17 protein-coding genes are annotated in these 15,775 nt (G+C 64.1%); 4 read left to right on the top strand and 13 right to left on the bottom strand.

All coding sequences use genetic code 11. The features are described from left to right. Position 1 precedes the first annotated feature (1 nt). From PCJ21_RS20015 to PCJ21_RS19985, 7 genes are all read right to left on the bottom strand, one after another. Positions 2–2,551, bottom strand: a complete 2,550-nt coding sequence (locus PCJ21_RS20015) for a PAS domain-containing sensor histidine kinase (protein ID WP_269933204.1) — start codon at positions 2,549–2,551, stop codon at positions 2–4. Between the two features lie 197 nt (positions 2,552–2,748). Beyond that, positions 2,749–4,149, bottom strand: a complete 1,401-nt coding sequence (gene ahcY, locus PCJ21_RS20010) for an adenosylhomocysteinase (protein ID WP_269933203.1) — start codon at positions 4,147–4,149, stop codon at positions 2,749–2,751. Between the two features lie 148 nt (positions 4,150–4,297). After that, positions 4,298–4,600 (bottom strand): HPr family phosphocarrier protein, encoded by a 303-nt coding sequence (locus tag PCJ21_RS20005; protein ID WP_269933202.1) that lies wholly within the window; start codon positions 4,598–4,600, stop codon positions 4,298–4,300. After that, entirely contained in the window at positions 4,597–4,998 is a 402-nt protein-coding gene (locus PCJ21_RS20000) for a PTS sugar transporter subunit IIA (protein WP_269933201.1), read from the bottom strand. The genes PCJ21_RS20005 and PCJ21_RS20000 overlap by 4 nt, the downstream gene beginning before the upstream one ends. A 163-nt stretch (positions 4,999–5,161) precedes the next feature. Then, the gene (locus PCJ21_RS19995) at positions 5,162–5,605 is read right to left on the bottom strand and encodes an HPr kinase/phosphorylase (RefSeq protein WP_269933200.1); all 444 of its coding nucleotides are present in this window, start codon (positions 5,603–5,605) and stop codon (positions 5,162–5,164) included. A 3-nt stretch (positions 5,606–5,608) separates the two neighbouring features. Then, positions 5,609–7,393 (bottom strand): sensor histidine kinase, encoded by a 1,785-nt coding sequence (locus PCJ21_RS19990; RefSeq protein ID WP_269933199.1) that lies wholly within the window; start codon positions 7,391–7,393, stop codon positions 5,609–5,611. A 22-nt stretch (positions 7,394–7,415) separates the two neighbouring features. Further along, entirely contained in the window at positions 7,416–8,117 is a 702-nt protein-coding gene (locus PCJ21_RS19985; RefSeq protein WP_269933198.1) for a response regulator transcription factor, read from the bottom strand. A gap of 360 nt (positions 8,118–8,477) precedes the next feature. Here PCJ21_RS19985 and PCJ21_RS19980 point away from each other — a divergent pair, with 360 nt between their 5' ends. The 4 genes from PCJ21_RS19980 to PCJ21_RS19965 all read left to right on the top strand — a co-directional run bounded on the left by PCJ21_RS19980 (position 8,478) and on the right by PCJ21_RS19965 (position 11,928). Further along, a complete protein-coding gene (locus PCJ21_RS19980; RefSeq protein WP_269933197.1) occupies positions 8,478–10,088 on the top strand; it encodes a phosphoenolpyruvate carboxykinase in 1,611 nt (536 codons plus the stop codon). Between the two features lie 83 nt (positions 10,089–10,171). Continuing rightward, positions 10,172–10,609, top strand: coding sequence for an alternative ribosome rescue aminoacyl-tRNA hydrolase ArfB (gene arfB, locus PCJ21_RS19975; RefSeq protein WP_269933196.1), 438 nt, complete (start codon positions 10,172–10,174; stop codon positions 10,607–10,609). Positions 10,610–10,689: 80 nt separating this feature from the next. Next, a complete protein-coding gene (gene lysM, locus PCJ21_RS19970; protein ID WP_269933195.1) occupies positions 10,690–11,205 on the top strand; it encodes a peptidoglycan-binding protein LysM in 516 nt (171 codons plus the stop codon). Between the two features lie 99 nt (positions 11,206–11,304). Continuing rightward, positions 11,305–11,928 carry an alpha-ketoglutarate-dependent dioxygenase AlkB family protein gene (locus PCJ21_RS19965; protein ID WP_269933194.1) on the top strand — a complete coding sequence of 208 codons (624 nt, stop codon included), beginning with the start codon at positions 11,305–11,307 and terminating at the stop codon, positions 11,926–11,928. 21 nt (positions 11,929–11,949) lie between these two features. Here the strand turns inward: PCJ21_RS19965 and coaA are convergent, their stop codons facing one another. Genes coaA through hisH form a run of 6 tightly spaced genes read right to left on the bottom strand, consistent with a single transcriptional unit; the run spans position 11,950 to position 15,774 of the window. Next, positions 11,950–12,912 carry a type I pantothenate kinase gene (coaA, locus tag PCJ21_RS19960; RefSeq protein ID WP_269933193.1) on the bottom strand — a complete coding sequence of 321 codons (963 nt, stop codon included), beginning with the start codon at positions 12,910–12,912 and terminating at the stop codon, positions 11,950–11,952. A gap of 30 nt (positions 12,913–12,942) precedes the next feature. After that, positions 12,943–13,269 carry a phosphoribosyl-ATP diphosphatase gene (locus PCJ21_RS19955; protein WP_269933192.1) on the bottom strand — a complete coding sequence of 109 codons (327 nt, stop codon included), beginning with the start codon at positions 13,267–13,269 and terminating at the stop codon, positions 12,943–12,945. Positions 13,270–13,284: 15 nt separating this feature from the next. Next, complete coding sequence (gene hisF / locus PCJ21_RS19950) at positions 13,285–14,070, bottom strand: imidazole glycerol phosphate synthase subunit HisF (RefSeq protein WP_269933191.1); 786 nt, start codon at positions 14,068–14,070, stop codon at positions 13,285–13,287. After that, complete coding sequence (gene hisA / locus PCJ21_RS19945) at positions 14,067–14,831, bottom strand: 1-(5-phosphoribosyl)-5-[(5-phosphoribosylamino)methylideneamino]imidazole-4-carboxamide isomerase (protein ID WP_269933190.1); 765 nt, start codon at positions 14,829–14,831, stop codon at positions 14,067–14,069. Before hisA ends, hisF begins: the two co-directional genes overlap by 4 nt. 2 nt (positions 14,832–14,833) lie before the next feature. Beyond that, positions 14,834–15,127, bottom strand: a complete 294-nt coding sequence (locus PCJ21_RS19940) for a DUF1330 domain-containing protein (RefSeq protein WP_269933189.1) — start codon at positions 15,125–15,127, stop codon at positions 14,834–14,836. Continuing rightward, entirely contained in the window at positions 15,124–15,774 is a 651-nt protein-coding gene (hisH, locus tag PCJ21_RS19935) for an imidazole glycerol phosphate synthase subunit HisH (protein WP_269933188.1), read from the bottom strand. The genes PCJ21_RS19940 and hisH overlap by 4 nt, the downstream gene beginning before the upstream one ends. Between the last annotated feature and the right edge of the window lies 1 nt (position 15,775).

Below are 15,775 nucleotides of genomic sequence, written 5' to 3'. Positions count from 1 at the left end.
CCTACTCCGCCGCCACCTGGACGCCGGCAGGCGCGTCGGGGAACAGGCAGATGACCGTCGTGCCGCGATCCTTGCCGCTGTCGATGCGGACCGAACCGCCATGCAGTTCGACGAAGCTCTTGACGATCGACAGGCCGAGACCCGCGCCGCGGCGACGGCCGCCATTGACCCGCGACTCGAAGCGCTGGAACACCGTGTCCAACACCTCCGGCGGCATGCCGGGACCGTCGTCATGGACGGAGAACTCGACGCCCTCCGCGCGCTGGCGACAGGCAAGGGTGATCGTGCTTGAGGCAGGCGCGTAGTTCACCGCGTTGCTGAGCAGATTGTAGAGGATCTGGCGCACCCGGGTCTCGTCGCCGCTGAAGCTCCTGGGAGCGGCGGAGGCTTCGACCGCCAGGCTGATCGAATGCTCTTCAAGCCGGTCGGCAACCAGTTCCGCCGCCGCCTCGATGGCCCGGTCGACGCGCACCTCGGCGATTTCGAGCTGCATGATGCCGGCATCGACGGTGGCGAGGTCGAGGATGTCGTTGACGATGGTCAGCAGCACGCCCGAAGACGAGCCGATATGCTCGACATATTCGCGCTGGCGCGGAGACAGCGGCCCGGTGCCGGGCAAGGACAGCAGTTCGGTGAAACCGATGATGTTGGTCAGCGGCGAGCGCAGCTCATAGGAAACGTGCTGGACGAACTCGTTCTTGATCTGGTCGGCGCGCAGCAGGGCTTCGTTCTTGTCCTTCAGCGCACGCTCGACATTGACGCTGTCGGTCACGTCGACAAAGGTCAACATCACCTGGCCGTTGGGCAGGTGGATGACGGCGTGCTGGAGCACGGTGCCGTTGCGCAGCTCGGTCTGGCCGTGGCGGTCGCTGCGCTCGTCAAACCCGGTGACGGCGGCGACGAAATCGCCCCACGGGCTGTTTTCAGCCCGAGCGTCGCATTCGGCGCGGATCGCCGAAATGTGCGTGGACTGGCGCAAGGCCTCGGCGGAAATGCCCCAGAGCTGGCTGAAGGCCGGGTTGAACAGGCGGATACGCCCGTCGGGCCCGAACACGACGACACCCTCGGCGAGATTGTCAAGTGTTTCGCCCTGCACGCGAACGGCCGTCGTGTAGCGGCTCTCGAGATCGATCTTCTCGGTCAGGTTCTCGAAGACCCAGGTGACCCCGCCCTTGGGCTGCGGGTTGGCGACGACGCGAATGGTGCGGCCGTCGGGCAGGTGCCAGAGATGCTCCTGCGGTTCGACGGCGCGATAGGCGGAGAGCAGGTTTTCCTTCCAGCGCCGCCATTCGGGCTGCTCGGGCAGTTTGCGCTCGCTGCGCAGCCGATCGAGCAGCAGCGCATTGTCGGGGGCCGATGAAATGTAGCCGGCGTCGAGGTCCCAGAGCTTGTGGAAAGCCTGGTTGTAGAAGCGCAGCTTCTGGCCGGCGTCGAAGGTGGCAACAGCTGTCGCCACCTGGTCGAGCGTGTCGGCGTGGCTGCGCACGACCAGGCTGTATTCCTCGCGGATGGCGTCGGCGACGCTCATGTCGACCGCGAGCCCGACCGAACCGTCGCGGCCGGTCACATCGGTGACCGAAAACATCTTGCGGTCGCCGTCGATGACGGTCGAGACGGCCTGCTGGAAAACGGGTCGCGACTGGTGCTGCTGGGCAATCGCCTCGCGCGCCTGGGTGCCGAGAAATTCCTTGCCGTCGCGAATGACGACCGAAGCGTCCTGCGCCTCGACCGCGCGGGCAAAGGCCTTGTTGACCCATTTCAGCCGGCCTTCGCCATCACGCATCCAGAACGGCATGTCGATGGCGTCGATCAGGCCCATCAGGGTTTCGTATTCGGAGCCGATGCGCTGGTTTTCCAGCTTCAGCCGGGCCTGAAGGCGCTGCGCCTCGGAAATCGAGATGAAGCGCACGATGGCGTGGGCGCCGCTCTTGCGGCCCTGCACCTCGAGTGCTGCTCCGGCGTGCGTCTCGGCGACAAGTTCAAAGGCCACGCCCTTGTCGCGCAGGGCTGCGATGGCATTTTCGAGCGCCGCCGCCGAGCGCGGCATCAGCCAGCGGCCGAAACCCAGGAACGCCGCGCGCTCTTCGGGCGCACCGGTGTCCACCGGCAGCGAGCCGATCAGTTCCGGCTTCTTGCTGTCGTTTGCCCAAACGATGACCCGCTGGTCGCGCAGGTTGAGCAGCGCTTCGGAGCGCTGCAGCGAGGCATTGAGATCGGCGACACGGCCGCGCAGCTCGGTGTTTTCGGCACTCAGGCGGCTTCTTTCGCGGATCAGGGCGATGGCACAGATCAATGCGGCGCCGACGACGCCGACCAGCACCGCAAGCTGAATGACCTCGGCGGTGTTCACCGGCAGGCCGGCAACCGCCGCCTGCTGGGCATGGGCAAAGCGCAAGGGCGTGCACAGCGCAGTGGTGGCGAGAGCCGCACCCGCGACCCAACCGCCCAACCGCCGCACGGCTTGCCAGGACCGGCCTGCGACGACCTGCTGCGAATCCTCGTGGCCGCCGGAGACGGCCTTTCCCGCTGAAAGCGGGTATTCCCCCGGCATGTCTTGTTTTCCTCTGTGCCGCCCGACTGCAAGACCGCCCCGTAGCGCCCGAAATTTCCGCCAAGAATGGGCGCGTGACGAATCATGCCACCATACCCCCTCGGCGAATCGACGTGAAGCAGGCGCGCGCCCAAAAAAAGAAACCGGACGAAAGTCAATCGCCCGGTTTCAATATCTAGTGGGTATTTATGCTATGGTTAATAGCGGTAGTGTTCCGGCTTGAACGGACCCTGCGGCGTCACGCCGATATAGGCAGCCTGTTCATTGCTCAGCGTGGTGAGCCTGGCACCCAGCTTGTCGAGATGCAGGCGCGCCACCTTCTCGTCGAGGTGCTTCGGCAGGACGTAGACCTCGTTCTTATAGTGGCCGGGCTTGGTCCAGAGCTCGATCTGGGCCAGCGTCTGGTTGGTGAAGGACGCCGACATGACGAAGCTCGGGTGACCGGTGGCATTGCCGAGGTTGAGCAGGCGGCCTTCCGACAAGAGCAGCATGCGCTTGCCGTCCGGGAAGGAGATCATGTCGACCTGCGGCTTGACATTGGTCCACTTGAGATTGCGCAGGGCAGCAACCTGGATCTCGTTGTCGAAATGGCCGATGTTGCCGACGATCACCATGTCCTTCATCAGGCGCATGTGGTCGAGGGTGATGACGTCCTTGTTGCCGGTCGTCGTGATGACGATGTCGGCGGTCGGAGCGGCATCCTCGAGGGTGACGACCTCGTAGCCGTCCATTGCAGCCTGCAACGCGCAGATCGGGTCGACCTCGGTGACCTTGACGCGGGCGCCGGCGCCCTGGAGCGAGGCAGCCGAGCCCTTGCCGACGTCGCCGTAACCGCAGACGACGGCGACCTTGCCGGCCATCATGACGTCGGTGCCGCGGCGGATGCCGTCGACCAGCGATTCCTTGCAGCCGTACTTGTTGTCGAACTTCGACTTGGTGACGCTGTCGTTGACATTGATCGCCGGGAAGGGCAGCAGGCCCTTCTTCTGCAGCTGGTAGAGACGGTTGACGCCGGTCGTGGTCTCTTCGGTGACGCCGCGAATGGCAGCCTTGTGCTTGGCAAAGAAGCCCGGCGTTTCGGCCATGCGCTTCTTGATCTGGGCGAACAGGATTTCTTCCTCTTCGCTGCCCGGATTGGACAGGACGTCCTCGCCGGCTTCGGCGCGCGCGCCGATCAGGATGTACATGGTGGCGTCGCCGCCATCATCGAGGATCATGTTGGTGGGGCCGCCATCGGTCCACTGGAAGATCTTGTCGGTGTACTGCCAGTATTCCTCAAGCGTCTCGCCCTTGACGGCGAAGACCGGAATGCCGGCCTCGGCGATTGCCGCCGCGGCGTGGTCCTGGGTCGAGAAGATATTGCACGAGGCCCAGCGGATATCGGCGCCGAGCGCCTTCAGCGTCTCGATCAGCACCGCCGTCTGGATGGTCATGTGCAGCGAGCCGGAAATGCGCGCGCCCTTGAGCGGTTTTGCTTCCCCGAATTCCTCGCGGCAGGCCATCAGGCCCGGCATTTCGGTTTCGGCGATCTCGATTTCCTTGCGACCCCAGCCGGCGAGCGAAATGTCGGCGACCAGATAATCCTTGCTACCCGTCATGGCTTGCTCCGATTCCTGTTTGTTGCGCGCTGGCGCAGAGGCCTCAATGGGGCGCGCGAAAGAGCGGCCTGACTACCAGATCAGGCCGCAATCGTAAATGGGACATAAAGAAATCTTTATTCGTGCATGTCGTCAAAAGCGGTGACGATCAGCATTCCTCGCCGAAGCGGGCGGCGACCAGCGTGGCCAGCGCTTCCATCGCCTCGCCGGCCTCAGGGCCGGTGGCGGTGACCTTGATGGTACAGCCCGGGCTCGCGGCCAGCATCATCAGCCCCATGATCGAAGTACCGCCGACCGAGATGCCGTCCTTTTCGACGGTCACGCAGGCCTGGAACTCATTGGCGATCTGGACGAATTTCGCCGAAGCGCGTGCGTGCAGGCCGCGCTGGTTGACGATGGCAAGGTCGCGGACGACGTGGCCCTGCTCGGGCGAAAAGGGAATGGCGCTCATTTGCCGCTCAACACCTGGCTCGCGACGTTGATGTATTTGCGGCCGGCGGCCTGCGCCTCGTCGATCGCCATCGACATATTGTCGGCCTTGCGCACGCTTGTCAGCTTGATCAGCATCGGCAGGTTCATGCCGGCGATGACCTCGACCTTGCCCGCCTCCATCACCGAGATGGCCAGGTTCGACGGCGTGCCGCCGAACATGTCGGTCAAGACAACGACGCCAGTGCCGGTGTCGGCCTTGGCGACGGCGCCGATGATATCGCTGCGGCGCTGTGCCATGTCGTCATCGGCACCGATTGAGACGGTCTCGAAATTCTCCTGCGGTCCGACGACGTGTTCCACTGCATGGCGGAACTCCTCAGCCAGTTGACCGTGCGTCACAAGCACGAGTCCGATCATTCTGTCATGGCTCCCGTCATGGCCCTTTCACAGCCGCGCAGTATTTTTGCCGCCTTCGCGGAGGGCGGGAGCGCTATCTTGTCGACGGCGAGGCCGTTTACAAGCCCCAATTTACGGCAGCACCTGCCATTTTGACGCAATGCAGCAAAAATATTGGGCAGTCTCAAGCGAACGGCTGCATACCGAGCGAGGCAAGCACCACTGGTATCGCCGCTGCGATTTCGCGCTCCGCGAGCATGACGCAGGGGACGGCACAACCCGCGACCGTCTCGCTTTTCCGCAGCGGCAAGCGCTCGACCGCCTTGGCCGGAACCAGCCGGACAAGCAGATCGACGGCCGCCGCTCCCTCATGCGCCATTGGCGCCAGTCCGTAGCCGCGCAGTTCGGCAAGTCCGGCGATTGTCGACGGCGTCCGGCAAATCAGGCGCCCCCCATGCCGCTCCAGGAACACCTGGTCGTCGGACACCAGGCGGGCGAACTGACCGAGGCCGCGAACCCGCTCGACCAGCGCCAGCGCCAGAAGCGTCTTGCCCGAACCGGAAGGTCCCGCGATCAGGACGCCGCGATCTGCAAGCACGATTGCGGTGGCGTGCAGGTTGGAAGGCACGGATCAGCTTTCAGCCGGGAAGGTGACGATGAAGCGCGCGCCCTTGATGTCGCCCGGCTTGGTGCCGGAGACGTTTTCGGCGGTCAGCGTGCCGCCATGGGCCTCGACGATCTGGCGGCTGATCGAAAGCCCAAGACCCGAATTCTGGCCGAACGCCTCGCTCGACGGACGGTCGGTGTAGAAGCGCTCGAAGATGCGGTCGATGTTTTCGGCGCGAATGCCCGGGCCGTTGTCCTCGACCGTGATGACGTTGAACTTGCCCATGCGCGCCAGCGAAATGGCGATGTGGCCGTGCTCGTCGGGGACAAAGGAGCGGGCGTTCTCGATCAGGTTGGTGATGACCTGGCCGATGCGCAGATCGTGGCCGACGACATTGTAGTTCTTGACACCCGCGGGCAGCTTGGCGACCGCGAAGTCGATCTCGACGGGCTTCTTGTGGCGGCTGGTCTCGCGCGACACCGAAACGATGTCGCCGATGAACTTCCTGAGGTCGACGCGGCCGGCATCCTCGCGCGCCAGCTCGGCATCGAGGCGCGAGGCATCGGAAATGTCGGTTATCAGGCGGTCGAGCCGCCTGACATCGTGCTGAATGATTTCCATCAGCCTTTCGCGCGAGCTTTCGCTCTTGGCCAATGGCAGGGTCTCGACGGCGCTGCGCAGTGACGTCAGCGGGTTCTTGAGCTCGTGGGAAACATCGGCAGCGAAGCTTTCGATCGCCTCGATGCGGGCGTAAAGCGCATTGGTCATGTCGCGCACGGCGACCGAAAGATTGCCGATCTCGTCCTGGCGGTCGGAGAAGTCGGGGATCTCCTCGCGGTTCTTGCCGCCACGGCGGACGCGGTTGGCGGCGGCCGACAGCCGGCGCAGCGGATTGGCGATCGTCGAGGCCAGCAGCATCGACAGCAACGCGGTGACGAGGGCGGCAACGCCAAAGACGCGCAGGATCGCCTTGCGTTCGGCTGCGACGATCTTGTCGATGTCGCCGCCTTCGGTCGACAGCATCAGCACGCCAAGCACCGCCCGGAAGCGCTGGATCGGGACCGCAACCGAGACGATCTGCTCGCCCTTTTCGCTGACGCGGACGATGGTGGCCGGGCTGCCGGTCAGGGCTTGCATGACTTCGGGGAACGCCGCGCCATTGCCGCCGGGCTGCTCCTTGTAGACCGGCAGGGTACTGTCGCGGAACATGTCGAAGACGAACTTCTGCGCCCGCTCCAGCATCGTCGGTTCTTCTTCCTCGACAGGCGGCAGATCGTAGCGGAGGATCTGGCCGCGCGAATAGAGATGCCGGGAATCGAGCAGCATGTTGGCGTCGCGGTCGAAGATGCGGGCGCGCGTCCGGGTCGGTGAAATCAGGCGGCGCAGCACCGGCGCAACGCGTTCCGGATTGATGGGGAAATCGAGGCTGTCGAGCTGGTCCGAGCCCGGCCCAAGCGTTTCGCCGGCCTGCAGCTCGAGCAGCTTTTCGGGGTCGATGCTGATCGAATCCGTCTCGACGGTGGCGGAGGCGGCGATCGCGCCGGCGATGATCTCGCCCTGCGTCATCAAGCTTTCGACGCGGGCGTCGATCAGGCCGTCGCGGAAGGTGTTGAGATAGAGGATGCCGGCAACCAGCACGCCGAGACCGGCGAGGTTGAGGAACAGGATGCGGCGGGTCAGGCTGGAGAAGAAATGATGGCCGAGGAAGCGGCTGAGGCGCAGGCGCAGGCGCTCAAGGAAGGTCGACAAGCGTCCGCGCGGCCGCTTCGAAGCGGCCGCCGGCTTGCTTATCTCTGCTTCCATCGCCATGCGGTTCCAGTCCCCGCCGACGTTACGCTTCGCGGAATCTGTAGCCGACACCGTAGAGCGTTTCGATCATCTCGAAATCGTCGTCGACGGCCTTGAACTTCTTGCGCAGCCGCTTGATGTGGCTGTCGATGGTGCGGTCGTCGACGTAAACCTGCTCATCATAGGCCGAATCCATCAGCGCGTCGCGGCTCTTGACCACGCCGGGGCGCTGGGCCAGCGAATGCAGGATCAGGAACTCGGTGACGGTCAGCACGACCGGCTCACCCTTCCAGGTGCAAGTGTGGCGTTCCTGGTCCATCACCAGTTGGCCGCGCTCCAGCGACCTCGCCTGCTGGGTAGGCGCCTTGACCGCGGCCTCGCGGGCGCTGGCGCGGCGCAGCACGGCACGCACGCGTTCGACCAGCAGACGCTGCGAAAACGGCTTGCGGATGAAATCGTCGGCGCCCATCTTCAGACCGAACAGCTCGTCGATCTCATCGTCCTTGGAGGTCAGGAAGATCACCGGGAGGTCGGTCTTCTGGCGCAGGCGGCGGAGCAACTCCATGCCATCCATGCGCGGCATCTTGATGTCGAGGATGGCCAGATTCGGCGGCCGGGCCGCGAGGCCTTCGAGCGCCGACGCTCCATCCGTGTAGGTCTCGACGCGATAGCCTTCGGATTCAAGCGCGATCGAAACCGATGTCAGAATGTTGCGGTCGTCGTCGACAAGCGCGATCGTTGCCATTTCTAACGGCTCCCTCATGAGCGGGTGTCCCTTCCTGCTTGGAGCAGGGCTTTTGCAGGACAAATTAGGTACAAAATGTGGCATACCCCCCGATGAAGGGGAGCGCAACCACAACGCCCGATGCTTTGCCTATATGGGGTGCCGCTTTGCTGGCACGAACAAAAAATGTGCCCACGTATTGGGCGATGTCGCCGCGGCCCCCACGATTTAAACGATTTAGATATATTTCAAAATATTTAAATCGATTAATGATTTGATATCGCTAATCTTTTCTGTTTCAGCCTGCCTTAGTCCCGCGGGACAACGGCGTCCGGCCCGATGACCGGACATTGGCGTCATAGCGAAACGAGGCTTCACCAGATGTCAGAAATCGGAAAGCGCAATCCCGCATGCGGGATCGAAACGGCAGGGCTCAAAACGTCGGGCACCGTCCGTTACAATTTTGGCGCGCCCCTGCTGGCAGAAGAAGCGATCCGTCGCGGCGAAGCCAGGCTGACGGCTCAAGGCGCGCTCGTCGCCGAGACCGGCCAGCACACCGGCCGCTCGCCCAAGGACAAGTTCGTCGTCCGCGACGAAAACACCGAAGCGCATGTCTGGTGGGACAACAACAAGGCGATCAGTCGCGAACAGTTCGACGCGCTGCACGCCGACTTCCTGGCGCACGCCGCCGACAAGGATCTCTACGTCCAGGACCTGATCGGCGGCGCCGACCGTTCGCTGTGCCTGCCGACGCGCGTCGTCACCGAATTCGCCTGGCACTCGATGTTCATCCGGAACCTGCTGATCCGTCCGGAAGAGGGCGAGCTCGCGGGCTTCGTGCCTGAGATGACGATCATCGACCTGCCGTCGTTCCGCGCCGACCCGGCGCGCCACGGAGCCCGCACCGAGACGATCATCGCCGTCGACCTGACCCGCATGATCGTTCTGATCGGCGGCACCGCCTATGCCGGCGAGATGAAGAAGTCGGTGTTCACGGCCCTCAACTACCTGCTGCCCGCCAAGGGCGTGATGCCGATGCACTGCTCGGCCAATGAAGGTCCGGACGGTGACGCGGCGGTGTTCTTCGGCCTGTCGGGCACCGGCAAGACGACGCTGTCGGCCGATCCCAAGCGCACGCTGATCGGCGACGACGAGCACGGCTGGGGCCCGGACGGCATCTTCAACTTCGAAGGCGGCTGCTATGCCAAGACCATCCGCCTGTCGGCCGAGGCCGAGCCGGAAATCTATGCCACGACACAGCGTTTCGGCACCGTGCTCGAGAACGTGCCGCTCGACGCCAACCGCATGCCCGACTTCAACGATGGTTCGCTGACCGAAAACACCCGTTGCGCCTATCCGCTGGATTTCATCCCCAACGCCAGCGCCACCGGCCAGGCCAGCCACCCGAAGAACATCATCATGCTGACGGCCGACGCCTTTGGCGTGATGCCGCCCATCGCCAAGCTGACGCCGGCCCAGGCGATGTACCACTTCCTGTCGGGCTATACCGCGAAGGTCGCCGGCACGGAACGCGGCGTGACCGAGCCGGAAGCGACGTTCTCGACCTGCTTCGGCGCACCTTTCATGCCGCGCCACCCGAGCGAATACGGCAACCTGCTGCGCGAACTGATCGCCGAGCACGGCGTCGACTGCTGGCTGGTCAACACCGGCTGGACCGGCGGCGCCCATGGCGTGGGCTCGCGGATGCCAATCAAGGCGACGCGCGCGCTCCTGTCGGCAGCGCTCGACGGCTCGCTGAATTCGGTCGAGTTCCGCACCGACGCCAATTTCGGCTTCGCCGTGCCAGTCTCGGTTCCGGGTGTCGACAGCAAGATCCTCGACCCGCGCTCGACCTGGGCCGATGGCGCTGCCTATGACCGCCAGGCCAAGAAGCTGGTGTCGATGTTCATCGACAACTTCGGCAAGTTCGAAAGCCATGTCGACGCCGCCGTTCGCGGCGCCGCCCCGCATGCACAGGAGGCCGCCGAGTAATCCGGCGCGTTGCAGGACAGTAGAAGGGCCCGGCCAAACGCCGGGCCTTTTCTTTTTGGGCGCATCGCGGCATGACTTGACGCATGAGCGCCGACGACAACATTACCATCGCCAACAACGTGATCATCTATCCAGATGACCTCGAGGAGAACTTCATCCGTTCCTCGGGACCGGGCGGCCAGAACGTCAACAAGGTGGCTACCGCCGTACAGCTGCGCTTCGACGCCGCGAACGCGTCGGGACTGCCCGAGCGGGTGCGCGAGCGCACGATCAAGCTCGCCGGCCAGCGCGCCACCAAGGACGGCGTCATCGTCATCGAGGCCGGACGCTACCGGACGCAGGAACAGAACCGCGCCGACGCCAGGGCCAGGCTCGCGGCACTCGTCGCCAAGGCAGCGGAGCCACCGCCGCCGCCACGCAAGAAGACCAAACCGACAAAGGGTTCGGTCGAGCGACGCCTCAAGACCAAGTCCGGGCGCTCGACAGTCAAGAAGCTGCGCGGGCGGGTCGACGGCGATTAACCTCCAAGTACTGATCCTGCTTCCAATTTGATTTTGCAGGTGCCAATCTCCGGCTACTGCCATAGCAAGGGAGACCACGAATGGGCATGTTCGATTTCGTCAAGAACGTCGGCAAGAAGCTTGGTTTCGGCGACGACGAGGCGCCGAGCGCCGACACGTTGAAGAAGGAACTCGATTCGCACAAGCTCGGCACCGACAACGTGCAGGTCGTGGTCAAGGGCGACACCGCGGTGCTGACCGGCGTGGTCAAGGACCAGTCCATCTTCGAGAAGGCCGTCATCGCCGTCGGCAACACGCTCGGCGTCTCAAAGGTGCAGGCCGACGAGCTGAAAGTCGTGGCGCCTGACTCCGGACTCAAGCTCGACGGCAAGGTCGACATGACGGAACTGGTCAAGGCGGCGACGCCGGCCAAGGCCCCGGTGTTCTACACCGTCAAGAAGGGCGACAACCTGTCGAAGATCGCCGAGGCCCAGTACGGCAAGGGCAAGGCGTCGAAATACACCGTCATCTTCGAGGCCAACAAGCCGATGCTGACGCACCCCGACAAGATCTATCCCGGGCAGGTGCTGCGCATTCCCGACATCGCGACGGCCTGATCCCGGCACAGTCAGTTCATGCGAACGGCGGCTTTCGGGTCGCCGTTTTGCGTTTCAGGTGGCATTCTGGGCGGCCAGATCGAACAAGGCAGCTCAAACGTGCTCGTATTGCCCAAAGGCGTCCGCCACATGCCCGGCTTTCTCACCCGCGAAGTGCAGGAAGGCCTAGTCGAGAACATCCGCGAGGTGGTCAGGGCAGCACCCCTCTACACGCCGGCCATGCCGAAGACCGGCAAGGAAATGAGCGTGCGCATGACCAATTGCGGCGCGCTGGGCTGGGTCACGGACAAGGAACTCGGTTATCGCTACCAGCCGACACATCCGGTGACCGGCGCACCATGGCCGCCGATCCCCAAGGCGCTTTTGGCGCTGTGGCGCGAGGTTGCGGGCTACCCGCACCCACCCGAAGCGTGCCTCGTCAATTTCTACACCGACACCGCCAAGATGGGCCTGCACCAGGACCGCGACGAGCGCGAGTTCGCAGCCCCCGTGGTATCGGTGTCGCTGGGCAACGCCTGCCTGTTCCGCGTCGGCGGTATAAGGCGCGATGATCGCACCGTTTCGTTCCGGCTGGAGAGTGGCGATGTGGTGGTGCTGGGCGGGGAGGGACGGCTCGCTTTCCATGGCGTCGACCGTATCTATCCGATGACGTCGGCGCTGCTGAAGCAGGGTGGGCGGATCAATCTGACGCTGAGGCGGGTGACGATACCAGCTGCGGCGTGAGCGCCTGATAGGGTCGAACCCTCAGAGCTTGCGGATCGCCACCTCCTCGACGAGATGGCCGGCACCCTTCTTGAGGATCAGGTCGGCGCGCGGGCGCGTCGGCAGGATGTTCTCGCGCAGGTTCTTCAGGTTGATGTTGGCCCACAGCCCTTCGGCGATGGCGCGGGCGGCGTCCTCCGACAGTTGCGAGTAGCGATGGAAAAACGACTGCGGATTGCGGAAGGCGGTTTCGCGCAGCCTCATGAAGCGCTCGATGTACCACTCGTGGATCAGCTGTTCCTCCGCATCGATGTAGATCGAGAAGTCGAAGAAGTCGGAGACGAAGGGCACGAACTTGCCGTCCTTGGGCAGTTCGCGCGGCTGCAACACGTTGATGCCCTCGAAGATCAGGATGTCGGGGCGGTCGACAGTGACGAACTCGCCAGGCATCACGTCATAGGTCAGGTGCGAATAGACGGGCGCACGCACGTTGGGCTGGCCCGACTTGATGCCCGAGAGGAAACGTAGCAGCGCGCCGACGTCGTAGCTGTCGGGGAAGCCCTTGCGTTCCATCAGGCTGTCACGGCGCAAAACGTCGTTGGGATAAAGAAAGCCGTCTGTCGTGACCAGGTCGACCTTCGGGCTCGACGGCCAGCGGGTCAGCAGCTCCTTGAGGATGCGCGCGGTGGTCGACTTGCCGACGGCGACCGACCCCGCCATGCCGATGATGAACGGCGTCTTGGTACCCTTCTTCTCCGAATTGAAAAAGCGCTGGCGCTGGCGAAACAGCTGCTGGCTGGTCTCGACATGGGCAGACAGCAGACGCGACAGCGAAAGGTAGATACGCCTGACCTCTTCCAGGTCGATGGGCTCGTACATCGAGCTCAAGCGCGCGACCTCGTCCTGGGTCAGCGTCATCGACATGTCGGCGCCGAAGCCGGCCCAATGCTCGGCGGTGAAAAACCAATACGGCGAGTATTTATCCGTCGGCGCGAGCTGATCCATCGAACCTCCCCTGCGGGACCTGACCAATGGTCAGCCCTCGTTTTTGCGCGAGGCCTTTTCGGCAATTCCGGACTGCGAGGTGCGGCGCTCAAGCTCGGCCATCACGTCGGCAAGCGGAATCCCGGCGACAGCCAGCACGACGAGCCAATGATAAAGGAGATCGGCACTTTCCGAAACGAGGGCGGTGTCGTCGCCCTTGACGGCGGCGATGACGGTTTCGACGGCTTCTTCGCCGAGCTTCTTGGCCGCGCGCTCCATCCCGGACTGGTACAGCTTGGCAGTCCAGGAATTGGCGTCGCCGGAACGGGCGCGCCCGGCGACGATCTGTTCGAGATCGGAAAGGGAAAATGCAGTCATCATTGCCTCGGCAGGTCAGCCAATGGGATCGAGCCGCATGGGCAAGCCCGCTTTTGCCATGTGGGCCTTGGCCTCGGCAATGGTGTAGGTGCCGAAATGGAAGATCGACGCGGCAAGAACCGCCGTGGCATGGCCTTCGCGGATGCCTGATACCATGTGGTCGAGATTGCCGACGCCGCCCGAAGCGATGACCGGGGCACGCACCGCGTCCGCGACAGCACGGGTGAGCTCGATGTCGTAGCCGACCTTGGTGCCGTCGCGATCCATCGAGGTGAGCAGTATCTCTCCCGCGCCGAGGTCGACAACCTTGCGGGCGAACTCGACGGCGTCGATGCCGGTGCGCTCGCGGCCGCCATGGGTGAAGATTTCCCAGCGGTCGGCCTCGTTTGCCTGCGACACCTTTTTGGCGTCGATGGCAACGACGATACACTGGTTGCCGAACTTGTCGGCAGCCTCTGCGACGAAGGACGGGTTCTTCACTGCCGCCGTGTTGATCGACACCTTGTCGGCGCCAGCAAGCAGGAGCTTGCGGATATCGGCGACCTGGCGCACCCCGCCGCCGACGGTCAGCGGCATGAAGCACTGCTCGGCGGTGCGGGCGATGACGTCGAAGATGGTCTCGCGATTGTCCGACGAGGCGGTGATGTCGAGGAAGCAGAGCTCGTCTGCGCCGGCAGCGTCATAAGCCTTGGCGGCCTCGACCGGATCGCCGGCGTCGATCAGGTCGACGAACTGGACACCCTTGACGACGCGGCCGTCCTTTACATCCAGGCAGGGGATTACACGGGCCTTGAGAGTCATGGGCGGCCCTCGAACAGGCCTGCCGCGGGCTTCAGCTCGCCGCGCAGGATTGCCAGCGCCTCGGCCGGATCGATGCGGCCGTCATAGAGCGCGCGGCCGGAGATGGCGCCTTCGAGCTTCTTCGCATCCGGCATGGTCATGCGCACGATGTCGGCGATCGAGGCGAGGCCGCCGGAGGCGATGACCGGGATCGATAGCGCCTCGGCGAGGTCGATGGTCGAATCCCAGTTGATGCCGGCCAAGACGCCGTCGCGATCGATGTCGGTGTAGATGATGGCGGCGACGCCCGCGCCCTCGAACTTCTTGGCCAGCTCGACAACGCCGAGGCTCGACGCTTCGGCCCAGCCCTCGACGGCAACCTTGCCGCCCTTGGCGTCGATGCCGACGGCAACCTTGCTGGGGAATTTCCGGCAGGCTTCCTTGACCAAATCAGGATCACGCACGGCGACCGTGCCGAGGATGACGCGGGCGAGACCCTTCTCCAGCCAGCTCTCGATATGGGCAAGCGTGCGGATGCCGCCGCCGAGCTGGACCGGGTTCCTGGTCGCCTTGAGGATCGCCTCGACGGCCGCGCCATTGACACTCTCGCCGGCGAAGGCGCCGTTGAGGTCGACGACGTGCAGCCAGTCAAACCCCTGGTCCTCGAAAGCTTTCGCCTGCGCGCCGGGATCGTTGCTGTAAACGGTCGCCTGGTCCATGTCGCCAAGCTTCAGGCGCACGCACTGGCCATCCTTGAGGTCGATGGCGGGGAAAAGAATCATGCTCAAGCGCCTTCGACGATAACGAACTTGCCGATGGAGGCGGCGTGGCGAAGCTTCACCACCTCCTGGTATTCGGGGGAGTGGTAGCAGGCGACCGCCTGCTCGTAGGACTCGAATTCGACCACGACGTGGCGGTTGCCGGTCGCGCCTTCGGGAGCGTCATGGCGGCCGCCGCGCACAAGCAGCTTGGCGCCGTACGGAGCGATTGCCGCGCCATTGCTCGCGACATAGGCCGGGTAGGCCTCCGGGTCGGTGATCTCGACCATTGCGATCCAGTAGCCCTTTTTCGTCGTCATGGCTTCCACCTCAGGAAATTGGCAATGAGGGCGAGGCCCAGGGCCTGGCTCTTTTCAGGATGAAACTGCGTGCCGACAAGATTGTCGCGCGCAACCGTCGCGGTGACCCGGCCGCCATAGTCGGCGGTCGCCAGGACCTGTTTCTCATCGGTCGCGTCGAGATGATAGGAATGCACGAAATAGGCGTGCAAGCCATCCGGGCCAGTCGGAATTCCGTGAAACACAGGATGCGGATGTTTCACGTGAATCGTGTTCCAGCCGATCTGCGGAATCTTCAGCGTCGGGTCTGTCGGCGTGATCTCCTTCACGTCGCCTGATATCCAGCCAAAGCCGTCGGTGACGGTCTTTTCGAGGCCGCGCTCCGACATCAGCTGCATGCCGACGCAGATGCCGAGGAAGGGATGCGCCTTGCGGATGGCAACCTCCTCGACGGCATCCCACATACCGTCGACGGCGCGCAGGCCGCGGGCGCAATCGGCATAGGCGCCGACGCCAGGCAGCACGATACGATCGGCGGTGAGCACGCGCCCGGCATCCGCGGTGAGGTCGATCTCGGCGCTGATGCCGGCTTCGCGGGCGGCGCGCTCGAAGGCCTTGGTCGCCGAGCGGAGGTTGCCCGAACCGTAATCGATGATGGCGACGCGCATG

The sequence above is a fragment of the Aminobacter sp. HY435 genome, from assembly GCF_027568395.1.
Taxonomy (GTDB): domain Bacteria; phylum Pseudomonadota; class Alphaproteobacteria; order Rhizobiales; family Rhizobiaceae; genus Aminobacter.
The sequence above is the reverse complement of the archived record's forward strand: the minus strand, read 5'-3'. Positions and strand labels throughout refer to the sequence as shown.

Bases quoted from the DNA above. Each gene is read 5' to 3' on its own strand.
- PCJ21_RS20015 (WP_269933204.1), bottom strand. From the start codon at position 2,551: ATGCCGGGGGAATACCCGCTTTCAGCGGGAAAGGCCGTCTCCGGCGGC.
- ahcY (WP_269933203.1), bottom strand. From the start codon at position 4,149: ATGACGGGTAGCAAGGATTATCTGGTCGCCGACATTTCGCTCGCCGGC.
- PCJ21_RS20005 (WP_269933202.1), bottom strand. From the start codon at position 4,600: ATGAGCGCCATTCCCTTTTCGCCCGAGCAGGGCCACGTCGTCCGCGAC.
- PCJ21_RS20000 (WP_269933201.1), bottom strand. From the start codon at position 4,998: ATGATCGGACTCGTGCTTGTGACGCACGGTCAACTGGCTGAGGAGTTC.
- PCJ21_RS19990 (WP_269933199.1), bottom strand. From the start codon at position 7,393: ATGGCGATGGAAGCAGAGATAAGCAAGCCGGCGGCCGCTTCGAAGCGG.
- PCJ21_RS19985 (WP_269933198.1), bottom strand. From the start codon at position 8,117: ATGGCAACGATCGCGCTTGTCGACGACGACCGCAACATTCTGACATCG.
- PCJ21_RS19980 (WP_269933197.1), top strand. From the start codon at position 8,478: ATGTCAGAAATCGGAAAGCGCAATCCCGCATGCGGGATCGAAACGGCA.
- arfB (WP_269933196.1), top strand. From the start codon at position 10,172: ATGAGCGCCGACGACAACATTACCATCGCCAACAACGTGATCATCTAT.
- lysM (WP_269933195.1), top strand. From the start codon at position 10,690: ATGGGCATGTTCGATTTCGTCAAGAACGTCGGCAAGAAGCTTGGTTTC.
- coaA (WP_269933193.1), bottom strand. From the start codon at position 12,912: ATGGATCAGCTCGCGCCGACGGATAAATACTCGCCGTATTGGTTTTTC.
- PCJ21_RS19955 (WP_269933192.1), bottom strand. From the start codon at position 13,269: ATGACTGCATTTTCCCTTTCCGATCTCGAACAGATCGTCGCCGGGCGC.
- hisF (WP_269933191.1), bottom strand. From the start codon at position 14,070: ATGACTCTCAAGGCCCGTGTAATCCCCTGCCTGGATGTAAAGGACGGC.
- hisA (WP_269933190.1), bottom strand. From the start codon at position 14,831: ATGATTCTTTTCCCCGCCATCGACCTCAAGGATGGCCAGTGCGTGCGC.
- PCJ21_RS19940 (WP_269933189.1), bottom strand. From the start codon at position 15,127: ATGACGACGAAAAAGGGCTACTGGATCGCAATGGTCGAGATCACCGAC.
- hisH (WP_269933188.1), bottom strand. From the start codon at position 15,774: ATGCGCGTCGCCATCATCGATTACGGTTCGGGCAACCTCCGCTCGGCG.